The organism is Kribbella sp. NBC_00662, assembly GCF_041430295.1.
GTDB lineage: Bacteria > Actinomycetota > Actinomycetes > Propionibacteriales > Kribbellaceae > Kribbella.
Genome location: NZ_CP109029.1, coordinates 5372476 through 5399426, shown reverse-complemented (window position 1 = coordinate 5399426; position 26951 = coordinate 5372476). Strand labels below are relative to the sequence as shown.

At 69.0% G+C, this 26951-nt stretch carries 22 protein-coding genes; 3 read left to right on the top strand and 19 right to left on the bottom strand.

Going from position 1 to position 26951, the window contains the following annotated elements; all coding sequences use genetic code 11:
• Nucleotides 1-34: 34 nt before the first annotated feature.
• The 8 genes from OHA10_RS26945 to OHA10_RS26910 form a co-directional block, all read right to left on the bottom strand.
• Entirely contained in the window at nucleotides 35-1822 is a 1788-nt protein-coding gene (locus tag OHA10_RS26945) for a hypothetical protein (RefSeq protein ID WP_371401542.1), read from the bottom strand.
• Nucleotides 1823-1901: 79 nt separating this feature from the next.
• Nucleotides 1902-2897: an ABC transporter ATP-binding protein gene (locus OHA10_RS26940; protein ID WP_371401541.1), complete on the bottom strand. Its 996-nt coding sequence runs from the start codon at nucleotides 2895-2897 to the stop codon at nucleotides 1902-1904.
• Nucleotides 2897-3895 carry an ABC transporter ATP-binding protein gene (locus OHA10_RS26935; protein ID WP_371401540.1) on the bottom strand — a complete coding sequence of 333 codons (999 nt, stop codon included), beginning with the start codon at nucleotides 3893-3895 and terminating at the stop codon, nucleotides 2897-2899. The genes OHA10_RS26940 and OHA10_RS26935 overlap by 1 nt, the downstream gene beginning before the upstream one ends.
• Nucleotides 3892-4797, bottom strand: a complete 906-nt coding sequence (locus OHA10_RS26930) for an ABC transporter permease (protein ID WP_371401539.1) — start codon at nucleotides 4795-4797, stop codon at nucleotides 3892-3894. The genes OHA10_RS26935 and OHA10_RS26930 overlap by 4 nt, the downstream gene beginning before the upstream one ends.
• The gene (locus OHA10_RS26925) at nucleotides 4790-5716 is read right to left on the bottom strand and encodes an ABC transporter permease (protein ID WP_137254587.1); all 927 of its coding nucleotides are present in this window, start codon (nucleotides 5714-5716) and stop codon (nucleotides 4790-4792) included. Before OHA10_RS26925 ends, OHA10_RS26930 begins: the two co-directional genes overlap by 8 nt.
• Complete coding sequence (locus tag OHA10_RS26920) at nucleotides 5713-7323, bottom strand: ABC transporter substrate-binding protein (RefSeq protein ID WP_371401538.1); 1611 nt, start codon at nucleotides 7321-7323, stop codon at nucleotides 5713-5715. The genes OHA10_RS26925 and OHA10_RS26920 overlap by 4 nt, the downstream gene beginning before the upstream one ends.
• Nucleotides 7324-7622: 299 nt before the next feature.
• Nucleotides 7623-9305 (bottom strand): ATP-binding cassette domain-containing protein, encoded by a 1683-nt coding sequence (locus OHA10_RS26915; protein WP_371401537.1) that lies wholly within the window; start codon nucleotides 9303-9305, stop codon nucleotides 7623-7625.
• A 145-nt stretch (nucleotides 9306-9450) separates the two neighbouring features.
• Nucleotides 9451-10068, bottom strand: coding sequence for a TetR/AcrR family transcriptional regulator (locus tag OHA10_RS26910; RefSeq protein ID WP_371401536.1), 618 nt, complete (start codon nucleotides 10066-10068; stop codon nucleotides 9451-9453).
• 78 nt (nucleotides 10069-10146) lie between these two features.
• Between OHA10_RS26910 and OHA10_RS26905 the strand changes: the two genes are divergently transcribed.
• Nucleotides 10147-10773, top strand: a complete 627-nt coding sequence (locus tag OHA10_RS26905) for a hypothetical protein (RefSeq protein ID WP_371401535.1) — start codon at nucleotides 10147-10149, stop codon at nucleotides 10771-10773.
• Nucleotides 10770-11951 (top strand): cytochrome P450, encoded by a 1182-nt coding sequence (locus OHA10_RS26900; RefSeq protein WP_371401534.1) that lies wholly within the window; start codon nucleotides 10770-10772, stop codon nucleotides 11949-11951. The genes OHA10_RS26905 and OHA10_RS26900 overlap by 4 nt, the downstream gene beginning before the upstream one ends.
• On the opposite strand, the gene OHA10_RS26895 is transcribed toward OHA10_RS26900, so the two are convergent.
• The 5 genes from OHA10_RS26895 to OHA10_RS26875 form a co-directional block, all read right to left on the bottom strand.
• On the bottom strand, nucleotides 11890-13248 hold the full coding sequence (locus OHA10_RS26895) for an FAD-binding oxidoreductase (RefSeq protein ID WP_371401533.1): 1359 nt from the start codon (nucleotides 13246-13248) through the stop codon (nucleotides 11890-11892). The genes OHA10_RS26900 and OHA10_RS26895 overlap by 62 nt on opposite strands.
• A 51-nt stretch (nucleotides 13249-13299) precedes the next feature.
• Nucleotides 13300-14559: a M16 family metallopeptidase gene (locus tag OHA10_RS26890; protein ID WP_371407996.1), complete on the bottom strand. Its 1260-nt coding sequence runs from the start codon at nucleotides 14557-14559 to the stop codon at nucleotides 13300-13302.
• Nucleotides 14560-14606: 47 nt separating this feature from the next.
• On the bottom strand, nucleotides 14607-16832 hold the full coding sequence (locus OHA10_RS26885) for a polyribonucleotide nucleotidyltransferase (protein ID WP_371401532.1): 2226 nt from the start codon (nucleotides 16830-16832) through the stop codon (nucleotides 14607-14609).
• 272 nt (nucleotides 16833-17104) lie between these two features.
• Complete coding sequence (gene rpsO, locus OHA10_RS26880) at nucleotides 17105-17368, bottom strand: 30S ribosomal protein S15 (protein ID WP_267901756.1); 264 nt, start codon at nucleotides 17366-17368, stop codon at nucleotides 17105-17107.
• Between the two features lie 125 nt (nucleotides 17369-17493).
• Nucleotides 17494-18456, bottom strand: coding sequence for a bifunctional riboflavin kinase/FAD synthetase (locus OHA10_RS26875; protein ID WP_371401531.1), 963 nt, complete (start codon nucleotides 18454-18456; stop codon nucleotides 17494-17496).
• Between the two features lie 119 nt (nucleotides 18457-18575).
• Between OHA10_RS26875 and OHA10_RS26870 the strand changes: the two genes are divergently transcribed.
• Nucleotides 18576-19577 carry an SGNH/GDSL hydrolase family protein gene (locus tag OHA10_RS26870; RefSeq protein WP_371401530.1) on the top strand — a complete coding sequence of 334 codons (1002 nt, stop codon included), beginning with the start codon at nucleotides 18576-18578 and terminating at the stop codon, nucleotides 19575-19577.
• Nucleotides 19578-19617: 40 nt separating this feature from the next.
• On the opposite strand, the gene OHA10_RS26865 is transcribed toward OHA10_RS26870, so the two are convergent.
• The 6 genes from OHA10_RS26865 to infB form a co-directional block, all read right to left on the bottom strand.
• Nucleotides 19618-20514 carry an NAD-dependent protein deacetylase gene (locus OHA10_RS26865; protein WP_371401529.1) on the bottom strand — a complete coding sequence of 299 codons (897 nt, stop codon included), beginning with the start codon at nucleotides 20512-20514 and terminating at the stop codon, nucleotides 19618-19620.
• A 17-nt stretch (nucleotides 20515-20531) separates the two neighbouring features.
• Nucleotides 20532-21389 carry an LLM class flavin-dependent oxidoreductase gene (locus tag OHA10_RS26860; protein ID WP_371401528.1) on the bottom strand — a complete coding sequence of 286 codons (858 nt, stop codon included), beginning with the start codon at nucleotides 21387-21389 and terminating at the stop codon, nucleotides 20532-20534.
• A 10-nt stretch (nucleotides 21390-21399) separates the two neighbouring features.
• On the bottom strand, nucleotides 21400-22170 hold the full coding sequence (locus OHA10_RS26855; protein WP_371401527.1) for a class I SAM-dependent methyltransferase: 771 nt from the start codon (nucleotides 22168-22170) through the stop codon (nucleotides 21400-21402).
• 27 nt (nucleotides 22171-22197) lie between these two features.
• A complete protein-coding gene (truB, locus tag OHA10_RS26850; RefSeq protein WP_371401526.1) occupies nucleotides 22198-23085 on the bottom strand; it encodes a tRNA pseudouridine(55) synthase TruB in 888 nt (295 codons plus the stop codon).
• Entirely contained in the window at nucleotides 23086-23526 is a 441-nt protein-coding gene (rbfA, locus tag OHA10_RS26845) for a 30S ribosome-binding factor RbfA (protein ID WP_371401525.1), read from the bottom strand. It lies immediately after the preceding gene.
• 114 nt (nucleotides 23527-23640) lie between these two features.
• Nucleotides 23641-26877: a translation initiation factor IF-2 gene (infB, locus tag OHA10_RS26840; protein ID WP_371401524.1), complete on the bottom strand. Its 3237-nt coding sequence runs from the start codon at nucleotides 26875-26877 to the stop codon at nucleotides 23641-23643.
• Nucleotides 26878-26951 lie beyond the last annotated feature (74 nt).

The following is a 26951-nucleotide window of genomic DNA, read 5'->3' as shown; positions in this document are numbered from 1 at the left end:
ACCCTTCCTGTCCGGATTCGTGGGGAACAGGATCTCATCCGCGGGACCGGGCGCCCCGCTCGGCCTTGGGCACCCAGACCTGCAGCCCCATCGTCTGCCGGGGCGGTGCGAGCTGTTCGTAGTCGGCATGGAAGTTCAGCCCGCAGGACTGCAGCGCGGTGGTCTCCGAGTCCGAGATCTGCCGGTTCAGGATGATCAGCGGCGCTCGCTCCGGACGGCCCTTCCGGCAGACCTCCTCGATACCGGCCGCGGTCCGGGCACGCTCCGCCGGCGCGATCCACGCCTCGCCGAGCGGCTTACCACCCAGGATCAGCACCAGGCCGGCCATCTTGTCGAACGCCAGTATCGGCCGTCCGCCGGGCTCGGTGTACGGGCGGAGGTCGGCGGCCAACTGGGTGTAGTTCTGCTCAGCGGCCGGCGACAGGTACAGGCCCTTCAACGCGGGCAGCTTCGACGCCGCGGTGAGCTGGGAATGCCCGGGCGAACGGTACGGGTACCGGAACATCCCGGTGTAAGCGATCGAAGCGGTCGCAACCAGCGATCCGACCAGAACGAGTCCGAGCGTCACCCGCGCCGCGATCGGTGTGGCCCAGATCCCCGTGAGCACCGCGATCATCACCGCGGCCCAGGCGGCGAACGCGTTGAACCCGATCGTGTAGAGCGCGGTGTTCGTCCCGAACGCCTGCACCAGCGGCAGCAGGACGAGCAGAGCGAGGATCACCCAGGTGCGCGTGTTCTCCCGGCTCAGTCGCGAGCATTCGGTCACTCCGAACCGGTGCGCGATCACCGCGCCGGCGGCAGCCACCACCGCGACGAGTACGGCGGCCAGCAGCGTCACGGCGTACGTCGCGGTGTGCTGCGATCCGCCGATGGCGCCGCCGTCGACAACGACTCGTCGTACCGACAGGACCAGCGCGACGAGTACCAGGGCAGCGGCGGCCAGGCGGAGCCAGCGCCAGCGGGCGACGACGGTGAGTGCGGTCGCGAACAGCAGGAGGCCGTGGTCGCGCAGGGTCTGACCGAGCAGTCTGATGCCGCTCGTCCAGTAGAACTGCAACAGTTCGCCCGGCGAGTACGACGTACCCGCGATGAACCTGTTGACGGTCAGGATGCCCGGCACCGCGACGTTCAGCCGGACCACGAACAGCTGGACGACGACCGCCACCACCGCGACCCCGGCCACCGCAAAAAGGATGCCTCGGGCAACGGCCCGCCGGCCCTGACCGGCCAGGACGACGACCGCGGCGACGACGATCAGCCCGATCACCACGACCGAGGTCCACTTCGCCAGCACCATGACGCCGATCACCAGGCCAGCGACGACTGGCACCCAGAACGGCACCGGCCGGCCGCGATCGACCGCCGTCGCCATCCACAGCACGCAGGACACCAAGGTCAGTGCACCGAGCAGGACCACATCGTTGTACCCGGGCGACTGCGGCAGCCAGGCGTAACACATCCCGCCCGCGGCCAGGATGATCGCCATCCCGGCCACTTCCCAGAGCTTCGTCGAGGGCATCCCCGGACGGCGTCCGCGCAGCCAGCGCATGAAGCTGTAGCCGAAGAGCAGATGGACGACGATCACAGTGAACAGCCGGAACAACCGCAACCGGTCGATGTTGTACCCGAACCACTCGAAGATCGGGCCGTACAGGTACTGCACGCCGGTCAGCGCGAGCGGGTTGCTGTCCCACCACCGGTAGGACAGCAGGTAATAACCCTCATCGGTGATGTCGAAGCCCTCGTTGGCGGCCCGGCCCGCGGTCAGGATCCACCACGCCGCCAGCCCGCCGGCGACCACGATCACCCCTACGAGCAGCACTGTTCGCCTGCTCGCCGAGGAAACACCCACGGCCGCCACCCTAGGCCATCACTCAACAGCTATTACTGACGCCTATTACTCACGCCGGGGAGTAGGCGCTCTGCGCATTCTCGGCGAAATGGCACGAAACGGTCTGCCCGGACCGGATCTTCCGCAGCTCGGGTACGTCGGTGCTGCACCTCGCCTCGGCCCGCAGGCAGCGGGTGTGGAACCGGCATCCGGACGGCGGCATCACCGGCGACGGCGGGTCACCGGCCAGCACGATCCGCTCCCGGCCCTTCCGGGCCAGACCGGGCTCCGCCGACAGCAGCGCCTGCGTGTACGGGTGCGCGGGTACGTCGTACACCTGCTGGTGCTCGCCCAGCTCGGCGACCTTGCCGAGGTACATCACCGCGACCCGGTCGGAGACGTGCCGGACCACGGACAGGTCGTGGGCGACGAAGATGATGCTGAGACCAAGCTCACGCTGCAGCCGCATCAACAGGTTCACCACCTGCGCCTGGACCGACAGGTCGAGCGCCGACACCGGCTCGTCACACAGCAGTACGTCGGGATTGAGCGCGATCGCCCGCGCGATCCCGATCCGCTGCCGCTGGCCGCCGGAGAACTGGTGCGGGAACTTCGTCTCGTCCTCGGGCCGCAGACCGACCAGCTCGAGCAGCTCGCGGACCTTGGACCGGATGTCGATCCCCTTGCCGACGTCCGGGTGCACCAGGAACGGCTCGCCGACGATCTCGCCGACCCGCATCCGCGGGTTCAGGCTCGAGTACGGGTCCTGGAAGACGACCTGGACGTTGCGCCGCCACTGCCGCAGCTCGCGGCCCTTCAGCTTGCTGACGTCGACGCCGTTGTACTCGATCTGTCCCGCGGTCGGCTTCTCCAGGGCGGCGAGCAGCCGGACCAGCGTGGACTTCCCGCAGCCGGACTCGCCGACGATACCGAGCGACTCGCCCTTGCGGAGCGTGAGGTCGACGCCGTCGACGGCGCGGACCAGGGTCTTGGCGCCGAAGTTCAGCGCCGGGCTGATGTCGTAGTGCTTCACGACATTCGTTGCCACCAGCAACTCGTCGGCCATCAGACCGCCTCCCTGGCCTCGATCGACGTACGGCGGATGCAGGCCGCATCACGTCCTGGAGCGACTGTCAGCAACGGCGGCACCTCGTTGGCGCAGTCGTCGATCGCGATCGGGCACCGGGTCCGGAACGCGCAACCGGACGGGATCGCCCGCAGCGACGGCGGCGTACCGGGGATCGTCGGCAGCTCCTGACCCTTCAGGTCCGCCGACGGCATCGAGCCCAGGAGCCCTTCGGTGTAAGGGTGTACGGGATGCTCGAGCGCCTCCGCCGTGGCGGCGCGTTCGACCACGTGCCCGGCGTACATCACCACGACGTTGTCGGCGACGTCCGAGACCACACCGAGGTCGTGGGTGATCAGCACGACGCCCATCTGCCGCTCGGCCTGCAGTTCCGCGATCAGCTCGAGGATCTGGGCCTGCACGGTCACGTCGAGCGCCGTGGTCGGCTCATCGGCGATCAGTACGTCGGGATCGAGCGCGAGCGCCATCGCCAGCATCACGCGCTGCCGCATACCGCCGGAGAACTCGTGCGGGTAGTCGTTCACCCGCTTCGCCGCGGCCGGGATCCGCACCTGGTCGAGCATCTCGGCGGCCTTCTTGAGCGCCTCGCGCTTCGACATGCCGCGGTGGACGCGGTAGCACTCCGCTATCTGGGTGCCGACCGACTGCACCGGGTTCAGCGCGGACAGCGAGTCCTGGAACACCATCGTGATCCGGTCCCCGACGATCCGCCGCCGTTCCTTGGTTGTCATCTGGATCAGGTCGGCGCCGCGATACTCCGCCGTACCCTTCAGGATCCGGCCGGGCGGCATCTCGAGGATCCCGGTCAGGGCCTGGGTCGAGACACTCTTCCCCGACCCGGACTCGCCGAGGATCGCCAGGGTCTCCCCCGCCCGCACCTGCCACGAGACGCCGTCGACGGCGCGCACCGGCCCGCGGGGCGTGTCGAACTCGACAGTGAGGTCTTCGACCTTGAGAAGTACTTCGCCAATAGTCATCGCAGAAGTTTCGGGTCGAGGGCGTCCCGGATCGAGTCGCCGATGATCATGAACGAGATCGTCATCGTGGAGATGAACAACGCCGGCCAGATGAACAGGTGCGGGGTGTCGCGGTACGACGCAGCCACGCCGAACTGCGAACCCCACGAGATCGACGGCGGCTGCAGACCCACACCGAGGAACGTCAGCGCGGCCTCCAGCCCGACCATCCCGCCGATACCGAGCGTGGTCATCGCCAGCAGCGGCGCCATCGCGTTCGGGAACACGTGTTTGCGCAGGATCCGGAGCGGCGGCACTCCGATCGACCGGGCCGCGAGCACGTACTCGCGGTTGCGGACCGAGAACACCGTGGCGCGCATCAGCCGCATGCCGCCGGGCCAGCCGATCAGGAAGATGACGCCGACGATGATCCAGATGCTCCGGTTCTGAACGGAGTTCAGGATCACGATCAGCACGACGATGCCCGGGATCGAGAACAGCACGTCGGCGGTCCGCGAGATCAGGCCGTCGACGAAGCCGGGGAAGTACCCCGCCAGCAGACCCAGCGAGCCGGCCAGGATGAAGACGCCGAAGCTCGCGCAGATGCTGACCAGCACCGACGGACGGGCGCCGTAGATGACGTTGGCGAAGTAGTCGCAGCCCTGGATGTCGAAGCCGAACGGATGCCCCGGGCCGCGGCTCTGGCGGCTCTTGGCGAGCTCGCAGAACCGCGGATCGGCGGACGTGAACAGCTTCGGCACCGCCGCCATCGTGAAGAACGTCAGCAGCAGCAGGCTGCACAGCACGAACTGCGGCTTGCGCAGCAACGCCCGCAGCAGCTCGCGGTTGGACAGGGTGCGGCCGTCGCCGAGCTCCTGCGCCTCGGCGCCGACGGCCGCGGTGATCTGTTGGACGTCAGACATTGCGCACCCTCGGATCCACGACGCCGTACAGCACGTCGACCAGCAGGTTGATCACGATGAACGAGATGAAGGCCAGCGTCGACAGCAGCACCACGACCCCGCCCTCCTTCAGCTTGATCGCCTGGAACATGAACTGACCGAGCCCGGGCAGGTTGAAGATGCTCTCGGTGATGATCGCGCCGCCGAACATGCCGGCCAGGTCGAGCCCGATGAACGTGATCACCGGGAGCAGCGCGTTCGGCAGGATGTGCCGCCACAGCACCCGCTGCTCCCCCAGTCCCTTGGCCCGCGCGGTCTTCACGAAGTCCGCGTTGACCGTCTCCACGATCGACGTCCGCAGCAGCCGGGCCAGTCCGGCGAACCCGAGCACGCCGATCACCAACGCGGGCAGCAGATACGACCTCGGGAACCCTTCGAGCACACCTGACACCGGGAACCACTTCAGCTCGACCCCGAACAGGTACTGCGCGGCGAAGTACGCCACCAGTCCGGGGACCGCGAGCAGCACCAATGTTGTCAGCAGCAACGACCGGTCGACCCAGCCGTTGCGCTTGAACCCGGCGTAGATGCCGAAGAACAGCCCGAGCGTCCACTGGAAGGCGTTCGCCAGCAGCGTCAGCTTCAGCGTGACCGGGATCCGGAGCCGGAGCTGATCGGCGATGTCGGCGCCGGCGAACGTCGTACCGAAGTGGCCGGTGAGGATGTCCTTCATGCTCAGCAGGTACTGGACGATGAAGGGGTCGTCGAGGTGGAACTGGGCCCGTTTGGCCGCCAGCACGGCCGCCGGGATCGGCTTGTCGCCGGCCAGTTCACGCAGGGGGTCTCCGGGCATCGCGAAGACGAGCGCGTAGACCCCCAGCGTGACGACCAGTCCGATCGGGATCGCCGCGAGGACGCGGCGAGCGACGAAACGAATCACTTGAACGTGGCCCAGAGCGCCGAGACACCGACGTACTTCGACACCCGCGGCTCGATCTTGGCCGAGTGCAGGTACGCGTTCGACTTGGTGTACAGCGGGATCAGCGGCATGTCCTCGAGCGCGATGTCCTCGGCCTGCTGGTACAGCTTGATCGCCTTGTCCTGGTCCGGCTCGGCGTCACCCTTGGCCAGCAGGGCGTCCAGCGCCGGGTTGCTGTAACCGGCGAAGTTCGCGTCACCGTTGGACTTGAACATCGGCGTCAGGTAGTCCTCGATCGACGGGTAGTCGTGACCCCAGCCGCCGAACCGCAGACCGTCCAGCTTGCGGCTGTCGGCCAGCTCGGTGATCTCCGATCCCTGCTTGCCGGTGTACTTCACCTGCAGGCCCAGGTTCTGCCGGAGCATGTTGCCGATCGCCTCGGCGAAGATCTGCCCGGTCGCGGACGTGGTGCTGTAGCTGATGTTGACGACGCCGGAGAAACCGCCGGCCTCCTGCAGCAGCTGCTTGGCCTTGGTGGCGTCGAAGTCGCAGTACTTGCAGGCGTCGGCGCGGTAGCCGTTGATGTCCGGCGCGATCAGGCCCTTGGCCGGGTCGGACAGGCCCACCAGGTCGGCGAAGGCCTTACGGTCGATCGCCTCCGAGAACGCGTGCCGCAGCTTCGGGTTCTTGTACCGCGGGTCCCAGGCCGGGAACACCAGATAATTCGCGCCGGAGCTGACGCTGGTCACCCACTGGTCGGGCGCGTCGGTCTTGAAGCTCTTGACCTTGGTCGACGGCACGTCGGTGAAGTCGACGTTGCCGGCCAGGAACTCGTTGTACGCCGTGTCCGCGTTCGGGATGAACCGGTACGTGATCGAGTCGGCCTCGGGCGCGGCCGAAGCCTTGTAGCCGTCCCACTTGGCCAGCTTGATGTCGTCACCGGCGTTCCAGTCGGCGGCCAGCTTGTACGGGCCGTTGCCGATCGGCTTGCGCTTGTAGGCATCCGGGTTCTTGCGGACCTCCTCCGGCAGCGGGGCCAGGCCCAGGTACTGCAGGGTCAGACCGAACTGCGAGAACGGCACCTTGAGCTTCACGGTGAAGGTCAGGTTGTCGACCTGCTTCAGCCCGCTCAGCGTCTTCACCGCCGTCGGCTTCGGCGTGGCGCCGTCCGCGGTCGGCGGGTTCAGCGCGTCGTACCCGTCGACCTTGGAGAAGAATCCGTTGTTCTTCCAGGCGTTCGAGCCCTCGGCCGTCATGTTCCAGCTGTCGACGTAGTCCTTCGCGGTGACCGGCTGGCCGTTCTGGAAGGTGTTGCCGGGCTTCAGCTTGATGGTCCAGGTCTGGCTGGTCTTGTCCGGCGTGACCGAGTCGGCCATCACGTTCTGCAGCTTGCCCGTGTTCGGGTCCGTGGTCACGAGCGGCGCGAACATCGCCATCGCGACCTGGATACCCGGGCTGCCGTTCTCGTTCAACGGGTTGATGTACTCCAGCGGGTCGGCGGCGATCGCGATGACTTCGCTCTTCGCGCCACCACCGGAGCCGCTGTCGCTGCTCTTGCCGTCTCCACATGAGGCGAGCACCAGCGCTAAGCCGAGTGCCGCCCCCACTACCCCAGTCAGACGTCGCACGGTCAAACCAACTTCCTCGGCGGGAGGGCCGCTAGGCGGGCGGATCAAGCGTCATGGTGGCTGGTCGAAACTGCGCATGTCAACGTTGTCAGGCACAAAGCGGCGGCGCGTAACGTAGGCGTTACTTTGCCAAGACCTCAGATGACCAGCCGTTCCTCACGGAGCGAGCACACACTTAATCAGATCAGTCCGCCAGAGTCATCAGATGACAAGCGAGATCACAGCAATTTGGTCATGTGCTCACAAATGCGCAGTCGATCCCTGCACCGAGTATTCGAACGCTTGCACGCAGTGGTCGCTCACTCCTGCTGGGCGGCGAACAGCCGGGCGAAGCGGCCGGTTTGCCGGGCCATCAGTTCGGGGTAGGTTCCTTCCTGCACCACCGTGCCGCCGTCGATGACATAGATGCGATCCATCTCACGCAGCGTCCAGGCGCGGTGTGAGACGACGATCGTGATCCGGGCCTGTCTGGTACGGCGAAGGTCGGCGAAGATCTCGCGTTCCGCTTCCGCGTCGATGGCCGACGTGGGTTCGTCGAGGATCCAGACACCGGCGTCGCGGAGGCGGATCCGGGCCAGGGCAAGTCGTTGCCATTGGCCACCAGAGATGCCGGTACCGCCCCATTGCTGACCCAACTGCGTGTCGAGGGGCAGGCCGGCTGCGAATGTGTCCGCGAGTGCGGTGTGCACTGCTCGGTCGCTCACCGGATCCGGGGATCCGAGCGCGACGGCATCGCGGAGGGTGAACTCGAAGCGGCCGAATTCCTGGACCAGCAGGCCGAAGTACCCGAGCCGCTCGGCCTCGCTCAGGTCGGCGGCATCCTTGCCGTCGATCAGGACCCGCCCGCAGTCGGGACTCAGGCTGCCGACGAGCAGGTTGATCGCGGTGGACTTCCCAGCACCGTTGACGCCGACCAGCGCGACCAGTTCGCCGCGACGCGCCTCGATGGACACGTCGCGCAGTACGGGCTTGTCGCCGTACCTGAAGGTGACGTGCTCGAGGGCGACCGACTCGACCTTCGGTACGACGGTCTGGCGGGCGGCGGGCGGCACGCTGCGGACGAAACGCCTGTAGATCATGGCTTGTGGGGCCGCGGTGACGATGCTGCCGAATGCGTACCCGCATTGACGGATCGCGTTGAGACCGGTGATCGTGCCGGCAACAGCCGCGGCGGCTGCTCCCCCGTTCGCGCCGCCGACCACCAGTGCAACCAACGCTCCGCCGAAGAGAAGCACGGTGACCAGCGCGGCGGCCAGCTCGAAGTTCATCGCCGTTCTGATCATCCGGTCGAGCACCTGGGTCGCCGACGCACGGCGGTCCGCGATCAGGTCGGCGACCTTCCGGCCCGATCCGAGCACGGCCAGCTCGGTGCCCGAGCGCTGCTGGATCAGCTGTTCGGTCGCGTACGCCGCCGCGCGCTCGTGCTCGCCGACCCGCGGCCACCCTTTCGCCTCCATCCGCGAGATCAAGGTGAACGCGAGCACGGTCGGCACGAGCGCGGCGAGCACGAGGAGTCCGGACAGCAGGTTGATCGATGCGATCGCGATGCAGAGCAGTACCGACGTGACCGCCGCGCTCAACACCTGCACCGGCTTGCCCGCGACATCACTCATCGGATGCGTCGCGGATTGACCGGCCTCCAGGTCCCTGACCACGCCCGGGTCGGCCAACCGACTCGGACTCAGCCGCGCCGCCGCGTGCGCGAGCTCGACGCGATAATCGAGCCGCAGACGCAGCATCATCCGCTGGCCGGCGATGTTCGACACCTGGGTGATCGGGTACATCGCGCCGACCACGACCGTCAGCCCCAGCAACGGTCCCCAGGTACCGCCGCCGTCGACCAGCGAGCGGATCAGCACAACCTGCGCACCCGGCAGAAACGCCAGGATCAGTTGCAGCATCGAGTACGCCGCCAACCACCCCGGCGCGACTCGGACGGCATCGACCAGCGAAAAACGGGCAGTACGAAACGCATCCAGCACAAGGATCCTCTTCCACGCAGAGCAGGCCGGAGCCGCGCCGGAATCCAGCGCCGCTCATCTCAGCCGTCAAATGCGTGTCATCCCTGAATCGGGCCCCGCCCGTCCAGATGGGATCCAGTGGCAGATCACGTTGTGACGCAGGACCTTACCGGGGCGGAAGGAGCTGTGTCACGAGCGCGTCCGCGGTCCACCGCTCCCAGACCGCGGGCGTCCAGCCCCGGCGCGTGGTGAAGAACTGGTACATCTCCGGACTCTGCAAGGCGAGCGCGATATCGGTCGCCATCGCGACGTCGAGCCCGTCGCGCAGCGGCGTCTTGCCGGCGAGGGCGGTGATGAACCGCTCCATCGCGACTGCCCGCTGGGCGTTGTTCGTCATCCACAGCTCGTGGATCTCCGGGTCGCCCGGCGCAGCGTGTGCGACGACCTGGAGCACCGGCGCGACCCGCTCGTAGATCTCCCGGGCGATCCCCGCCAGCTCCTGCAGTTGCGCGACCGGATCAGGGTTGTCGATCGCCGCCACTACCCGGGGCCGGTCCAGCGTCGGGACCGGCTCGTCGTCACCGGCGATCGCGACATCGAGCAACTCGCCGAGCAGCGCGCGCTTGGTGCGGAAGGTGAAGTACAGCGTCTGCACCGCCATCCCGGCCTCGTCGGCGATCGCCTGCATCGACGTCGCGGAGTACCCCCGGCTGGTGAACAGGGTCTGCGCCGCCGCCCGCATCCGCTGCCGGTTGGCCTGCGCCTTCTCCGCTCGCGTGCTCATGACCGGCAGCCTACCAGTTGACTAGAGCAAGCCTCTAGTGGTTCGCTAGTGGAGTACTCTAGTGAAATCGGAGCAGCGATGACAGAGACCCTTCCGGCGCCGACCGGCCTGCGCCGGCAACTGCGCACCACCGCACGACTGACCGCGTTCATCGGCGGGCCGGTGTTCTGGCTCGGCACGCTGCTGCACCCCGCACGGGACGGCTGGAGCATCGCGAACGTCGGCGAGCGGTACGGACTCACCCACGACGTCCAGGCGGCCGGTCTGGCGCTCCAGATCGTCTGCCTGGCCAGCATGATTGCTCTAGGCAACCAAGTCACCCGTCGCCGCGAGCTCGCAGCCTGGTACGCCGCGCTGGTCGGCACCCTGTTCTGGTTCGCGTTGATCATCTTCGACGGCTCGCACAACCCGGTGCGGGCGGAGTACGCGCCGAGCATGGTGCACGAACCCGCGGACCTCGACACACCCGCCGCGCTGATCGTGTTCCCGGCGTTGCTGATCTTCCCCCTGAGCTATCTCTGGCTCGGATGGACGCTACGGCAGCGGCTGACCGGCGTACTGCTCGGTGTCGGCGCCCTGGCCTACACGATCGGCGGCCTGTTCATCTTCACCTCGGGCCCGAAGTTCGGCCTGATCCAGATCTTCGAAGTCGCCGGCGCGACCCTGTACGCCGTCGGCTACCTCCTCCTCGGGCGGCGGGTATGAACCTCATCGAGTCACTGCTCTCCCGCGCGGGCCGGGCCGATCCGTTCCCGCTGTACGCCGAAGCGCATCGGCTCGGGCCGGTGCTACCGATCACCGACACCGTCTTCGTGATCGTCGGCTACGCGGCGGCCAACGAAGTACTGCGGAATCCCGGCTTCGGGATCCGGACCGATCCCTCGAGCCGGCCGGCGCTGGAGCTGATGCAGCGGTCGATCCTCCGAGCCAACCCTCCGGACCACGGGCGGATGCGGTCGCTGATCTCACAGGTCTTCACGCCCCGCCGCGTCGCCGCGCTGCAGCCGGCGATCGAGACCGCGGTGGACGACCTGCTCGACGGTCTCCCGGCGGAGGTCGACTTCATGGACCGGTTCGCCTTTCAGCTGCCGGTCACGGTCATCTGCGAGCTGCTCGGCGTACCGGCATCGGAGCGGGATCGCTTCCGGCCGCTCGCCTCCGATCTGACCGCGGCGCTCGAGCTCACCGATGCGTCGGACGAGTCTGCGGACGCGGCGGCGCGTGAGCTGGGCGAGTACTTCGTCCGGCTGATCCGCGATCCAGCACCCGGCAGCCTGGTCAGCGCGCTGGTCGCCGCGCGGGACGCGGGCGACGGACGGCTGTCCGACGAGGAGCTGCTCGCGAATCTGATCCTGCTCCTGGTCGCCGGCTTCGAGACCACCACGGACCTGCTCGGCAACGGCCTCGCGATTCTGCTCGGCCGGCCACAGCTTGCCTCGGATCCGGAGGCCTTCGTCGAGGAGGTCCTGCGCTACGACTCCCCCGTGCAGGTCACGACCCGCGTCGCCCGTACCGACGGACTGTCAGTGGGTGGCATCTCGATGCCCGCGGGCAGCGATCTCATCCTGCTGCTCGGCGCCGCGAACCGCGACCCGGCCCGGTTTCCGGAGCCCGATCGCTTCGATCCGGCGCGAGCCGACAACAAACCGCTGAGCTTCGGCGCCGGCGCGCACATCTGCCTCGGCAACAGCCTGGCCCGCCTGGAGGCGAAGGTGGCGTTCGCTCGTCTGGTCGACCGCTTCCCGGCGATCACGCCGGCCGGGCCGGCCGCCCGCCGGGATCGCCTCGTCCTCCGTGGCTACCGGACGCAGCCGGTCCGGCTCAGTTCGGCGGGATGTTCTGATTCAGATGGAACAGGTTCCCGGGATCGTACTTCTGCTTGAGCGCCTGCAGCCGGTCGTACGTCGCCGCACCGTACGCCGACCGGATCCGGTCGGTGCCCTCGTCGGTGAGGAAGTTGACGTAGACGCCGGCCTGATGGGGTTCGAGGGCCTTCGACGACTCGCGGACCCAGTCGCGTTGTGCGTCGAAGCCCTCCGGACCGAGGGTCGCACCAACAAAGTTGAACGCATGCCCGTGCGACCGGCCGCCGTACGCCGTGCTGTCCGGGTCAACCCGCGCGATCGCGCCGCCGAGCTGGAAGATCGGGAACAGCGAGTACGGCGAATCGATCGCCTGCCCGCGCTCGACGGCGATGTCGATCACCTCGTCGGTCAACTCGTCGACGTCACACGCGCGGGTGTAGTACCACCGCCCGTGCGGGAAGCTCGGGTCGAGCATCGACTGCAGGCTCAGGAACGGCCGCGCTGTGCAGAGATCCAGCATCGGCGGCGCGAACGCCTTCAACGGCGCAACCACCCGCTCGCCGTCCTCGACGGCACCGGCGTAACTCACCACGACGACCACGGCCGGGCGGGCATGCAACTCGGACGGGATCGTCGGCAGCGACGGCAGACAGCGGTGGACGATCGCGGTGGTCAGCTCGTCCGGCACATCGGCGATCCAGTCCCGGTAGAAACGCATGACTTCCGGGGACCGGTCCATCGGCCAGGCGATGATTCCGGCGTACACGGTCGGGCCGACCGGATGCAGCTGGAACTCGAACTCGGTGACGACGCCGAAGTTCCCGCCGCCACCGCGGATCCCCCAGAAGAGCTCGGCGTTGTGCTCCTCGTCAGCCGTCAGCAGCTCGCCCTCGGCCGTGACCATGTCGACCGAGAGCAGGTTGTCGATCGTCAGGCCGTACCTGCGCATCAGCCAGCCGATCCCGCCGCCGAGCGTCAGCCCCGCGAGGCCGGTGTGCGTGACGATCCCGGCCGGCGTGGCCAGCCCGAACTCCTGCGTCTCGCGATCGAGCTCCCCCAGCAGTACGCCGGCCTGCGCGCGGGCGGTACGCCGTACCGGATCGACGCGGATCCCCTTCAGCGGACTGAGATCGAGCACGACCCCGCCGTCACACGTCGAATGGCCCGGGAAGCTGTGCCCGCCGCCACGCACCGCGACCGGCCCGCCGGTACGACGCGCATAAGCGAGCGCACTTCGCACATCGGCGACGCCGGTGCAGCGTGCGATCACCCCGGGCCGACGGTCGATCGACCCGTTCCAGACCTTCCGGTGCTCGTCGTACGACGGATCGCCAGGATGAATCAGCTCACCCCGGAAGTCCTCGAGTGTGCCCATGACCTGCCCCCAAGCCTCCCCCAGGCCATCTGTCAGTCTGCCACCCGGGAGCTACACGGTGAAGGCGGTGGTGTCCTCGTCGAACGGGCCCATGACGGTCAGGGCGGGGGTGCCGGCGTAGAGCTCGGCGGCCAGTGCGGTGACGTCGTCGAGGGTGACCGAGTCGATCCGGTGCAGGATCTCGTCGACCGTGGGGAGCTCGCCGTAGACCAGCTCGGCCTTGGCGATGCGGGTCATCTTGGCACCGGTGTCCTCGAGGCCCATCACGACCGAACCGCGCATCTGGCCCTTGCCACGCAGCAGTTCGTCGGGCGTGATGTTGCCTCCGGCAATCGACTCGAGCTCGCCGCGGATCACGTCGAGTACTTCGGGCGCCTTCTTCGGCAGGCAACCGGCGTAGACGCCGACCATGCCGGAGTCGGCGTACGCCGAACCGAACGTGAACACGGAGTACGCCAGGCCGCGCTTCTCCCGGACCTCCTGGAACAGCCGCGACGACATCCCACCGCCGACGATTCCGTGCAGGACGCCGGCGATGTAGCGGCGCTCGTCGCTGCGGACCAGGCCGGGCATGCCGAGCACCAGATGCGCCTGCTCGACGTCGCGGTGGTGCACCTGCACCCCGCCGTACGTCGGGATCCGCTTGCCGGCACGTCGTACGGCAACGGGCTCGGCCTCGGCGGTGACCCAATGGCGCTCGAACGCCTTGCGGACCAGGCGAACGACCTCGGCGTGATCGACGTTGCCGGCCACCGAGACCACGATGTTGGACGGCTTGTAGCGCCGCCGGTACCAGCCGACGACCTGCTGGCGGGACAGTCCAGCCACCGATTCCGGCGTACCGGTGATCGAACGGCCGAGCGGGGACCTGCCCCACAGCTGCTCGGCGAACAGGTCGTGGATGTGGTCCGACGTCTCGTCGGCATGCATCGCGATCTCTTCGTCGATGACGTCGCGCTCACTCTCGACGTCGGCCGACGTCAGCGTGGCGGACGTGATCATGTCGCAGATGACATCGACCGCGAGCGGCAGGTCGGAGTCCAGCACCCGCGCGTAGTAGCAGGTGTACTCCTTGCCGGTGAACGCGTTCATCTCACCGCCGACCGCGTCGATCGCGGCCGAGATCTCCAGCGCGTCACGACGCTCGGTGCCCTTGAACAGCAGGTGTTCGAGGAAGTGTGTGGCGCCGGCCAGCTGTTCCGGTTCGTCCCGGGAGCCGACGCCGACCCAGAGTCCGAACGTCACCGATCGGAACCCTGGGACGGACTGGGACAGCACACGAAGCCCGGAGGGCAGGACGGTCCGTTTCACCGGGCCGCCCGCCTCCGGGCTCAGCAGCGTGCTGGTGGTTGCACGAGTCACTCGGCCGCGGACTCTGCCTTCTTCTCGTCGTCCTTCTTGGCCTCTTCGCCCTCGATCACCGGGATCAGCGAGAGCTTGCCGCGGTCGTCGATCTCGGCGATCTCGACCTGCAGCTTCTGGCCGACCGAGAGCACGTCCTCGACGGCCTCGACCCGCTTGCCACCGGCGAGCGGACGCAGCTTGCTGATGTGCAGCAGGCCGTCCTTGCCCGGCAGCAGGCTGATGAACGCACCGAAGTTGGTCGTCTTCACGACCGTGCCCAGGTAGCGCTCGCCCTTCTCCGGCATGGTCGGGTTCGCGATCGCGTTGATCGCGGCCCGGGCCGCCTCGGCCGACGGGCCGTCGGTCGCGCCGATGTACACGGTGCCGTCGTCCTCGATCGAGATGTCGGCGCCGGTGTCCTCGGTGATCTGGTTGATCATCTTGCCCTTCGGGCCGATGACCTCGCCGATCTTGTCGACCGGGACCTTCACCGAGATGACCCGCGGGGCGAACTCGCTCATCTCACCCGGCGCGTCGATGGCCTTGGCCATCACGTCCAGGATCGTCAGGCGGGCGTCCTTGGCCTGGGTCAGCGCACCGGCCAGCACGCTGGCCGGGATGCCGTCCAGCTTGGTGTCCAACTGCAGGGCGGTGACGAAGTCCTTCGTACCGGCGACCTTGAAGTCCATGTCGCCGAACGCGTCCTCCGCGCCCAGGATGTCGGTCAGCGCGACGTACTGCGTCTCGCCGTCGATCTCGCCGGAGATCAGGCCCATCGCGATACCCGCGACCGGCGCCTTCAGCGGCACACCGGCCGACAGCAGCGACAGCGTCGAGGCGCAGACCGACCCCATCGAGGTCGAGCCGTTCGAACCGATCGCCTCGGACACCTGACGCAGCGCGTACGGGAAGTCCTCGCGCGACGGCAGCACCGGCACCAGGGCCCGCTCGGCCAGCGCACCGTGACCGATCTCGCGGCGCTTCGGCGAACCTACCCGGCCGGTCTCACCGGTCGAGTACGGCGGGAAGTTGTAGTTGTGCATGTAGCGCTTGCGGGTCTCCGGGGAGAGCGTGTCCAGCTGCTGCTCCATCCGGAGCATGTTCAGTGTGGTGACACCCAGGATCTGGGTCTCGCCGCGCTCGAACAGCGCCGAGCCGTGCACGCGCGGGAGCACCCGCACCTGCGCCTTGAGCGGCCGGATGTCGGCCAGCCCGCGGCCGTCGATGCGGATCTTCTCCTTGAGCACGCGCTGCCGGACCAGCTTCTTGGTCAGCGAGCGGAAGGCTGCGGACAGCTCCTTCTCGCGGCCCTCGAAGTCGGGGGCGAGCTTCTCCACGGTGGCGGCCTTGACCGCGTCGGTGGCGTCGTCGCGCTCGTGCTTGCCGGCGATCGTCAGCGCCTGGGCGAGCTCCTCGCTCGCCGAGGCCTCGACCGCGGCGAACGCGTCGTCGGCGTAGTCCGGGAAGACCGGGAACTCACCGGTCGGCTTCGCGGCCCGGGCGGCCAGGTCGGCCTGCGCCTCGACCAGCGTCTTGATGAACGCCTTGGAGGCCTCGAGGCCCTGGGCCACGATCTCCTCGGTCGGCGCCTGGACGCCCGCGGCCACCTTGTCGAAGGTGCCCGGGGTCGACTCCGCCTCGACCATCATGATCGCGACGTCACCGGTCTCGGTGACCCGGCCCGCGACCACCATGTCGAAGACCGCGTCCTCGAGCTCGGTGTGGGTCGGGAACGCCACCCACTGGCCCTCGATCAGCGCGACGCGGACGCCGCCGATCGGGCCGGAGAACGGCAGGCCGGCGAGCTGGGTCGACATCGAGGCCGCGTTGATCGCGAGCACGTCGTACAGCTTGTCCGGGTTCAGCGCCAGGACCGTGATGACGACCTGGATCTCGTTGCGCAGGCCGGAGACGAACGACGGCCGCAGCGGGCGGTCGATCAGCCGGCAGGTCAGGATCGCCTCTTCGGACGGGCGACCCTCGCGGCGGAAGAACGAGCCCGGGATGCGGCCCGCGGCGTACATCCGCTCCTCGACGTCGACCGTCAGCGGGAAGAAGTCGAACTGGTCCTTGGGCTTCTTGCTGGCCGTGGTGGCCGACAGCACCATCGTGTCGCCGTCGAGGTAGGCAGCCGCGGAGCCCGCGGCCTGCTGGGCCAGGCGGCCCGTCTCGAAGCGGATGGTGCGGGTGCCGAAGCTGCCGTTGTCGATGACGGCCTCAGCGAATTCGGCGCCCTCCATGGGCGCACTTGTGGATCCCGACACGGGATACCCCTCTCTCACAGTGTGACGACTGCGAGGCGCGAGCTGCCGGGGTGCCGGTCTTCGATCGAGGCCCGCGGAAACTGTTGTTCCGAAAGCCACTACCGAGGACCGGTCGTCCTCCCGCCACGCGCTTCGCGTCGCCTCGTACGTCTTGCGTCTGTATTCAGTTGTGCCGCGACCGGGATGTCACCCGGGCGCGGATACGCCAGGAGCGGCCACCCAGGTTTCGGGGGCCGCTCCTCGCGACGTCATCGGCGAAGGCCGAGCCGCTCGATCAAGGACCGGTAGCGGTTGATGTCCTTCTTCGCCAGGTAGTTCAGCAGCCGGCGGCGCTGGCCGACGAGCAGCAGCAGACCACGACGGCTGTGGTGGTCGTGCTTGTGCTCCTTCAGGTGCTCGGTGAGGTGTGCGATGCGGTGCGTCAGCAGCGCGACCTGGACCTCGGGGGACCCGGTGTCACCCTCGGTCAGGGCGTACTCACCCATGATCGTCTTCTTCGTTGCGGCATCAATCGATGACACAGGTTTCCTCTCGATTTCCGTTGCGCGGCGCACCGGGGCATTCTTCACCCGAGCACTCTCGGTCCGCGGCCGTTCAGACGGCAGCAGCCAGCGTATCAGTCCGTGGACGCGTCACCCTAATCCCGCGCGAGCAGGGTGCGGGCGCCGTCGACGTCGGCCTTCATCTGCACCAGCAGGTCGTCGATGGTGTCGAAGCGGATCTGCGTACCGCGCAGCCGGGCCACGAAGTCGATCGCGACCTTCGCGCCGTACAGCTCGAGATCGTCGCGGTCGAGCACGTACGACTCGACCCGGCGGTCCACGCCGTCGAAGGTCGGGTTGCTGCCGACGCTGATCGCCGCGGGCAGCGGGTCCGGGTACGCCGGAGCGCCGGGAGCCGGTGTCAGGACGGTCAGCCAACCGGCGTACACGCCGTCCTGGGGCACTGCCGCGCCCGGGTCGGCGGGGATGTTGGCGGTCGGGTAGCCGAGCTCGCGGCCGCGCTTGTCGCCCTCGATGACCACGCCGCTGACCCGGAACGGCCGGCCGAGCGCCTCCGCGGCCGCCTCGACGTCACCGTCGGCGAGCTGCTGACGCACGTACGTCGACGACCAGGGCTGCTGCTCCCCCGCCAAGCTCAGTCCCTCGACCTGGAAGCCGTACTGCGTACCCGCCTGGACGAGCGTGTCCACGTGTCCGGCCGCCTTGTGGCCGAAGCGGAAGTTCTCGCCGACCACGACCGCCTTGGCGTGCAGCGCGGTGACCAGGACCCGGTCGATGAACTCCTCCGGCGACCAGCCCGACACCTCTTTGGTGAACGGGAGGATGAGCACCGCGTCGGCGCCGTGCTGCCCGAGCAGCTCGGCCCGCTGCTCGGGTTCGCTGAGCATCAGCGGCGCATGGTCGGGCCGCAGGACCCGCATCGGATGCGGGTCGAAGGTGAGCGCGACCACCGGCAGGCCGCCCAGCTCGGCGGCTCGCGCCTTGGCGTGCGCGAGCACCTCCTGGTGACCGCGGTGCACACCGTCGAAGTTGCCGATCGTGACGACCGTCGGCCCGAAATCCGGGCTCACCTGGTCCAATCCGTGCCAGACACGCATGGCAGCAGGATTCCATGCCCGGCCGCGATCATGCGCACCAGGTGGCAGATCACCCCTTGTAATCGCGTGGTAACTCAACTTAGGGTGGGCCGCGCACTGGTGAGCCCTGGGGAGGTCTCGTGAAGCTACGTCGTCTGCTTGCTGCCTGCACGGCACTCGTTCTGCTCGGCAGCATTCCGGTTGCCGGCGCTTCGGCTGCTCCGCGCTTCACCAACTATGTCGCGCTCGGCGACTCCTACACCTCGGCGCCGTTCGTCCCGCTGCCTGACCTGTTGTCGCTGGGCTGTGTCCGGTCGTACAACAACTACCCGAAGCTGCTCGCGGCCGCGTTGCACGTGCGCCTGACCGACGTGAGCTGCGGCGGCGCGGACACGACCAACATGACGCAGCCGCAGAGCACCGTGCTCGGTACAGCGGCGCCGCAGTTCGACGCGCTGACCCCGGATACGGACCTGGTGACGCTGGGGATCGGCGGGAACGACTTCGGCGTGTTCGGCAGCATCATCGACACCTGTCCCGGGCTGCGCGCCTCCGACCCGACCGGCTCTCCGTGCAAGGCGCACTTCACGGTCGACGGGGTGGACACACTGCGGGCCAAGATCGCCCAGACCCAGACCCGGATCGCCGTCGTTGTCCAGGGCATCAGAGCCCGGTCGCCGAAGGCGAAGATCCTGCTGATCGGGTACCCGAAGATCGCACCCGAGCACGGCACCTGCCCGTCGGTGCTGCCGTTCGCCGACGGCGACTACACCTACCTGTACTCGATCGAGCAGGCGCTGAACGCCGCCGTGTCGAACGCGGCCGTCGCGGGCGGAGCGACGTACGTCGACACCTTCGGGCCGTCGACCGGGCACGACGCCTGCGCGCCGGACGGGCAGGCCTGGATCCAGGGCAAGGACATCAACCTGCTCCGGGCCTTCAACTACCACCCGCGGTACGAGGGCGAGGCGGGGATGGCGGCCCTCACCTACAAGACGCTGACCGGTGCGCCGGCCACGGTGACCGCGGCGGAGCAGTCCGCCTGGGCGGCCAAGGCACGGACGCTGGCGAAGCAGGCTGCGGCATCACCCCAGGCCGTCCAGGCCTCCCTGAACCGCGTACGGACCAGCGCGCAACGCTGACCCTTTCCAATCCGTACCGCGGACCCCGGGCCGAGCCACCTCACGCAGGGCTCGGCCCGGTGGTTTCTTCGAGCAGTTCGGTCAGGGCCCGACCCAACGGCAGATTGATCCGCTGGGTCGCGTACGGGTCGCCGCGGGTCAGTCCCTGGTTGATGATCAGGACCGGGATGCCGGACTTCGCCGCGTGCCGGACGAAGCGGAAACCGGACATCACCGTGAGGGACGAGCCGAGGACGAGTACGGCGTTCGCGTCGTCGATGAGGTCGTAGCAGCGCTCGACGCGGGCCCGCGGCACGTTCTCACCGAAGAACACGACGTCCGGTTTCAGGATGCCGCCGCAGTTGGTGCAGTCGACCAGCTGGAACGTGCCGACTGCCTCGGCGGGGAGTTCGGCGTCGCCGTCGGGGTTGATCCGGGTGACCTCGGCCTCGAACTCCGGGTTCGCGGCCTTCAGCCGGCGGTCGAGGGCTTCGCGAGCGGACGTCGTACCGCAGCTGAGACAGATGACCCGGTCGAGGTTGCCGTGCAGCTCGATCACGTCGCGGGCGCCGGCGGCCTGGTGGAGGCCGTCGACGTTCTGGGTGATGACGCCGTTCAGGTATCCGCGGGCCTGGAGCGCCGCGACCGCGCGGTGGCCGTCGTTCGGGGCGGCGCGGGCGATCGTGCGCCAGCCGAGATGGCTGCGCGCCCAGTACCGCTGGCGGCCGGCCACGCCGGCCACGAAATCGCCGTACGTCATCGGGGTATGGGTCCGCAGACTGCCGGACTCGCCGCGGTAGTCCGGGATCCCGGACTCGGTGGAGATACCGGCGCCGCTCAGTACGACGACACCGCCGGCGGCCACGGTCTGCGCGACCGGCCCGATGTCCGTCGACCCGGGCTCCAATGCCAGCACCTCAGGCCCGGGGGCCCATGCCAAGGTCGGACGAGAACGCACCACTCCAGCGTACGTGCTCAGTCGATACGGGGCGGTCCGGCGGTGAGGCGGCGTTCGGCGGCCTGCCGGACGACATCGCGATCCATCGAGGACCAGTCGGCGTCGATCCACCAGGTGGCGCCGGCCTCGGCCCACGGACGGACCGTGTCGGCGGCGTTCGGGGCGTCGGCGCGGGTGTTGCCCTCGGCGACGATGTCGTACCCGTCCATGCTCAGGTCGTGGGCGGCACGCTCCCGGCGGATCCAGTCGATGCCGTCGACGAGGAGCTCCGGCGTCAGCTCACCCGGCTCGCCGCCGGCCGGGGCGACGTAGTTCGGCAGCCAGCCGTCCTGCAGCGCCGCCCGGCGCATCGACTTCGGCCGTGGCCAGCCGCCGACCACCCAGGTCGGCACCCGCGGCTGCTGCACCGGAGGCGGTGGCGCGGGCGGCATGAGCTCCGCGATCTTCCTGGACCGGTAGTGCTTGCCGGAGTACTCGAACGGCTCGTCGCGCCACAGGTGCGGCAGCATCTCCAACGACTCGTCCATGAGCTCCGCGCGCACCTTCCGCCCCGGATCCTCCTCGAACAGCCAGAACCGGTCCTCGCCGGTCACCCCCAGACCGACCGACAGGATCACCCGGCCGCCGCTGAGGTTGTCCACGGTCGAAACCTGCCCGGCCACGTCCCACGGCTTCCGCCGCGGGAGCGGTGTCAGCATCGTCCCGAGCCGGATCCGCTCGGTCGTCATCGCAGCGGCCCCGAGCATCACCCAGGCGTCGATCCCCCAGATCGACTCCCAGACGAAGAACCCGTCCCACCCGTGCTCCTCCGCCAAGGGCGCCAACTCGGCCGCGTCCCGCGCATCGCCGTACGCCATCACGAATCCGTATTTCATGGTTCGTACGCTATGAGACCGCTCCGACAGATTTCGTCGCGTGCACAAGCCGGCGCGTCACCTGGCGCGTCGACAGCAGGTGGGACATCTTCCCGGCCTGCTCCTGCGCCGCCAGCCATCGCTCGTCGGTCCCGTGCACCTTCTCCAGCAGTTCGTCGACGCGATCGGCTTGCTGAGTCCACTCGGTCGGCGCGCTGTCGATCGGCGCCTCGACCAGCTCGCGAAGCACGAATCCGGCGTCGTCGATCAGCCCCACCAGCTCGTCCTCCCGCGGGAACTCGTTCCCGTGCGGTACGTCGCTGTGCAGCGACGGCTCCGCCACCAGCACCATCATCCCGAGCGATCCGCCCGGCGTCAGCACTCGCCTCAGCTCCCGCAGCAGGTCCGCTTTCTCGTGCACCGTGCAGAGGACACCGACGCACCAGACGACGTCGAACCGATCGTCCACGAAAGACAGCTGCTCACCCGCCGCGCACACCGCGGGCAGCTCGAACATCCGCCGGATCGATCGGCACGCCTCCTCCATCGGCTCGACCAGCACCGGCCGTACGCCGTACGTCCGCGCCGCCCACGCGGACGCTCCGCCAACACCGGCGCCGACGTCGACGAACGACGTCCCAGGGCCGATCCGGCACGCCCGCGCCAGCCAATGGAGCAAGGCCGGGTCACCGCTCCCCCGGCATCCCGCGACGATCGCGTACTCCGGGCCCAGCTCGTCGACGGCGTCGGCCGTCCAGCTCGCGACGGTGCCGAACTCGACCGCCAGCTCCTCCTCGCCCATGCGTTCCGGTACCCCGGCCCACGCGGATCAGCTGACGAAAACCGCCGTCGGTTTGGCGATCGGGCCGTGGGGCTCGTAGAGAGCCAGAAAGGTGCCGGTGGGGTCGAACATCGCGGTCTGCCCGGGCTCGAGGTTGAGGCCGGGCAACGGGCGGCCGGTGCGGATGGCGGCTGCCTCGGCGTCGTCCGCGTCGTACCGGCGGAAGGTGCCGGCGGCAACGTCCGCGATCGGCAGCCAGTCGAAGGACTCCGCCAGCGACTCCAGCGAATGCGCCGTGGACAGGTCGAACGAGCCGACCCGGGTACGACGCAGGGCGGTCAGGTGACCGCCGACGCCGAGCTCGGCGCCCAGATCGCGGGCCAGCGCCCGGATGTACGTGCCGCTCGAGCAGTCGACCGACACGTCCACGTCGATCGCGTCGGCGCCGACCCGGACGTCGAGGATGTCGTACCGGGAGACCGTGACAGCACGCGCTTTGAGCGCGACCTCCTCGCCGGCCCGGACGCGTTCGTACGCGCGCTTGCCGTCGACCTTGATCGCGGACACCTTCGACGGCACCTGCGAGATGTCCCCGCGGAAGCCGGCCACGGCTGTCGAGATCGCCTCCGCGGTCACGCCGCCGACCGGGTACGTCGCCACGATCTCGCCCTCGGCGTCGTCCGTCGTCGTGGTCGCCCCGAGCCGGATCGTCGCGTCGTACGACTTGTCCGCCAGCTGCAGGTGGCCGAGCAGCCGGGTGGCCCGGTTGAGGCCGACGACGAGTACGCCGGTCGCCATCGGGTCCAGGGTGCCGGCGTGGCCGACCTTCCTGGTCCCGGCGATCCGGCGGACCCGGGCGACGACAGTGTGCGAGGTCATCCCGCCCGGCTTGTCGACGACGACGATGCCGTCGGAGGCCGGGGTGAAGTCAGCCACTCAGTCCTCGTCGTCCTCGTCGTCTTCGTCCTTGCGCTTGTACGGATCCGCCTCGCCGGCCGGCTTGGCACCCGCGGCGGCCTTGGCCACCTCGGCGTCGGCCATCCGCGCCTTCTCCAGCAGCTCCTCGATCTGGCCGGCGTTCTCCGGTACGGCGTCCAGGAAGAACGCCACGCTCGGGGCGTGACGCAACCCGAGCGCCTTGCCGACCTCGCTGCGGATCAGACCGCGGGCAGACTCCAACGCGGCCGCGGTGGACGCGCGGGCCTGCTCGTCGCCGTACACCGTGTAGAAGACGCTGGCCTCGCGGAGGTCACCGGTCAGCCGGGCATCCGTCACCGTGACGAACCCCAGCCGGGGGTCCTTGACGCGACGCTCGAGCAGTTCCGCGACGAGCACCTGGATCCGGTCGGCCAGCTGCTTCGCCCTTGCTTCACCCATCAGGGCTCACTCCCTCATTCATGAGTACGTCCGGGGAGAACACCGTCTCCCCGGACGTTACTCCGACGGCCCGGACCAGCACGTTTCGGCCGGGTCCGGGCCGTCACCGAACTATCAGCTGCGCGGCTTCTCGCGGAGCTCGAACGCCTCGACGACGTCACCGATCTTGATGTCGTTGAAGTTGTTGATGGTCAGACCGCACTCGAAGCCCTCGCGGACCTCGGACGCGTCGTCCTTGAACCTCTTCAGCGACGACAACTCGGTGTTGTCGACGACCACCGCGCCGTCCCGGATCAACCGGACCTTGGCGTTGCGGCGGATCAGGCCGCTGGTGACCCAGCAACCAGCGATGTTGCCCACCTTCGAGGAGCGGAAGATCTCCCGGATCTCGGCCTGGCCGAGGGTGACCTCCTCGTAGATCGGCTTGAGCATGCCCTTCAGGGCGGCCTCGATGTCGTCGATCGCCGAGTAGATGACCGAGTAGTACCGGACATCCACGCCCTCGCGCTCGGCCAGGTCCCCGGCCTTGCCCGCCGGCCGCACGTTGAAGCCGATGATGACGGCGTTCGACGCGATGGCCAGGTTGACGTCGTTCTCGTTGATCGCACCGACACCGCGGTCGATGATCCGCAGGCTGACCTCGTCGCCGACCTCGATCCGGACCAGCGCGTCTTCCAGCGCCTCGACCGAACCGGACACGTCGCCCTTGAGGATCAGCAGCAGCTCCTGGGCCTCACCCTTCTCCATCGAGGCCATGAAGTCCTCGAGGGTACGACGGGCGCGACGCTTGGCGTTGGCGGCCGCACGAGCACGGGCTTCCCGCTTCTCGGCGATCTGCCGGGCCCGCCGGTCGTCGTCGACGACCAGGAACTTGTCGCCCGCACCCGGCACCGCGGTCAGACCGAGCACCAGCACCGGACGCGACGGGGTCGCCTCCTCGACGTTGTTGCCGTGCTCGTCGAGCATGGCCCGGACCCGGCCGTACGCCGGACCGACCACCATCGAGTCGCCGACCCGGAGCGTGCCGCGCTGCACCAGCACGGTCGCCACCGGACCACGGCCCTTGTCGAGGTTCGCCTCGATCGCGATGCCCTCGGCGTGCATCTTCGGGTTGGCCCGCAGGTCGAGCGCCGCGTCCGCGGTCAGCACGACACCTTCGAGCAGCCCGTCGATGTTGATCCGGGACTTCGCCGAGACGTCGACGAACATCGTGTCGCCGCCGTACTCCTCGGGCACCAGGCCGTACTCGGTCAGCTGACCGCGCACCTTGGCCGGGTCCGCACTCGGGACGTCGATCTTGTTCACCGCGACCACGATCGGGACGTTCGCCGCCCGGGCGTGGTTCAGTGCCTCGATCGTCTGCGGCATCACACCGTCGTCGGCCGCGACCACCAGGATGACGATGTCGGTGGCCTGCGCACCACGGGCACGCATGGCGGTGAACGCCTCGTGACCCGGGGTGTCGACGAAGGTGATGGCCCGCTGCTCGCCGTCCACCTCGGTCGTCACCTGGTACGCACCGATGTGCTGGGTGATACCGCCGGCTTCCTTGGCAACGACGTTCGCCATCCGGATCGCGTCCAGCAGCTTGGTCTTACCGTGGTCGACGTGACCCATCACGGTCACCACCGGCGGCCGCGGTGCCAGGTCGCCCTCGTCGCCTTCGTCGGAACCGAAGTCGATGTCGAACGACTGCAGCAGCTCGCGGTCCTCGTCCTCGGGCGAGACCAGCTGGACGTCGTAGTTCAGCTCGGTGCCGAGCAGTTCCAGCGTCTCCTCGTTGACCGACTGGGTCGCGGTCACCATCTCACCGAGGTGGAACAGCACCTGGACCAGCGACGCCGGGTCGACTCCGACCTTCTCGGCGAAGTCCGTCAGCGACGCGCCGCGAGGCAACTTCACGACCTCGCCGTCACCGTGCTTGACGCGAACGCCACCGACGGCCGGGGCCTGCATGTTGTCGAATTCCTGACGCTTCGCGCGCTTCGACTTGCGGCCACGACGTGCCGGACCACCCGGACGACCGAAGGCGCCCTGTGTCCCGCCACGACCCCGGTTGCCCGGACCCGGACGGCCACCGCCGCCACCGGGGGGTCCGCTGGGGCCGCCGCCACCCGGACGGAAGCCACCGCCGGCGCCACCGCCGCCACCGCGCGGACCGGCACCCGGACCGCCGCCGGGACGACCGCCGCCGCCTCCACCGCGGCCACCGCCACCGCCGCCACCAGGACCGCTCGGGCGGCCGGTGAACGTGCCGGCAGAGGACTTCGGCATCATCGCCGGGTTGGGGCGCGGAGCGCCGGGCACGCCACTCGGGCGCGGCCGGTCGTTACCACCGCGGTCGCGGTCGTTGCCGCCACGGCCCTGCGGCGGGCGCGGCGCCATACCGGCCGGGCTCGGAGCCCCCTGCCGGTCACCACCGCCACCGCCCTGACCCGGACGCGCGCCACCGCGCTGCATGCCCTGGGTCGAGCTGAACGGGTTGTTGCCCGGACGCGGAGCACCCGGACGCGGACCGCCGCCCTGGCCGCCCTGACGGGGCGCGCCGGGACGCGGAGCACCCGGACGGGGCGCTCCCGGACGCGGAGCCGAACCCTGACCACCCGGACGCGGGCTACCGCCCTGGCCACCTGGGCCGGACGGACGCGGGCCGGAGCCACCCGGTCGCGGGGAGCCCGGCGTGGCCGGACGCGGAGCGGGACGGCCCGTGGTGTCGCCTTCCGAACGCCGAGCGGCGGGAGCCGTCGACGGGGTCGATGCCTCCGCTGCCGGCGCGGCGGCCGGTGCCTCGAACGACGGAGCTGCCGGGGACGCCGGGGTCTCGGCCTTCGCCGCCGGAGCGGACTCGACCGGTGCCGCCTCGGCCGGCGCGGACTGGCGCGGACCCGGCTTCGGGCCCGGACGCGGACCCGGGCGGGCGCCCGGAGCCGGAGCGGCCTTCGCCGGGGCAGACTCGACTGCCGGCGCGGACTCGGCCACCGGAGCGGACTCGGCCCTGGTCACCGGAGCCGCCGGAACTTCGGCGGCCGGAGCAGGAGCCGACTCGGCGACGGGCGCGGGGCGCTCCGCCGGAGCCTTCGGGGTGGCCGGCTGGGCCGGCTTCTGTGCCGGCGCAGGCGCGACCGGTGCGGTCGCCTGCGGCGCGGCAGACGTGCTCGCGGCGGCCTTCTTGGCCGCGCGCTTCTTCGGCGGGTTCTTCTCGAACTCCTCCGCCAACCGTCGTACGACGGGTGCCTCGATCGTCGAGGACGCCGATCGGACGAACTCTCCCATGTCGTTCAGCCTGGTCAGAACGACCTTGCTGGTAACTCCGAGCTCTTTCGCGAGCTCGTAGACCCGGACCTTTGCCACTACTCTCCCTCTGGTCCGAGCCTGGGGCGCGGACCGTTAGTTGACGTACATGCTCATCGCATTGCACTCATCGT

What these genes read in the sequence shown, in the direction of transcription:
- OHA10_RS26895 (WP_371401533.1), bottom strand. Translation starts at nt 13,248, where the DNA reads ATGGGCACACTCGAGGACTTCCGGGGTGAGCTGATTCATCCTGGCGAT.
- OHA10_RS26875 (WP_371401531.1), bottom strand. Translation starts at nt 18,456, where the DNA reads ATGCGTGTCTGGCACGGATTGGACCAGGTGAGCCCGGATTTCGGGCCG.
- OHA10_RS26860 (WP_371401528.1), bottom strand. Translation starts at nt 21,389, where the DNA reads ATGAAATACGGATTCGTGATGGCGTACGGCGATGCGCGGGACGCGGCC.
- OHA10_RS26930 (WP_371401539.1), bottom strand. Translation starts at nt 4,797, where the DNA reads ATGTCTGACGTCCAACAGATCACCGCGGCCGTCGGCGCCGAGGCGCAG.
- rbfA (WP_371401525.1), bottom strand. Translation starts at nt 23,526, where the DNA reads ATGGGTGAAGCAAGGGCGAAGCAGCTGGCCGACCGGATCCAGGTGCTC.
- OHA10_RS26855 (WP_371401527.1), bottom strand. Translation starts at nt 22,170, where the DNA reads ATGGGCGAGGAGGAGCTGGCGGTCGAGTTCGGCACCGTCGCGAGCTGG.
- OHA10_RS26900 (WP_371401534.1), top strand. Translation starts at nt 10,770, where the DNA reads ATGAACCTCATCGAGTCACTGCTCTCCCGCGCGGGCCGGGCCGATCCG.
- OHA10_RS26910 (WP_371401536.1), bottom strand. Translation starts at nt 10,068, where the DNA reads ATGAGCACGCGAGCGGAGAAGGCGCAGGCCAACCGGCAGCGGATGCGG.
- OHA10_RS26940 (WP_371401541.1), bottom strand. Translation starts at nt 2,897, where the DNA reads ATGGCCGACGAGTTGCTGGTGGCAACGAATGTCGTGAAGCACTACGAC.
- OHA10_RS26905 (WP_371401535.1), top strand. Translation starts at nt 10,147, where the DNA reads ATGACAGAGACCCTTCCGGCGCCGACCGGCCTGCGCCGGCAACTGCGC.
- OHA10_RS26935 (WP_371401540.1), bottom strand. Translation starts at nt 3,895, where the DNA reads ATGACTATTGGCGAAGTACTTCTCAAGGTCGAAGACCTCACTGTCGAG.
- OHA10_RS26885 (WP_371401532.1), bottom strand. Translation starts at nt 16,832, where the DNA reads ATGGAGGGCGCCGAATTCGCTGAGGCCGTCATCGACAACGGCAGCTTC.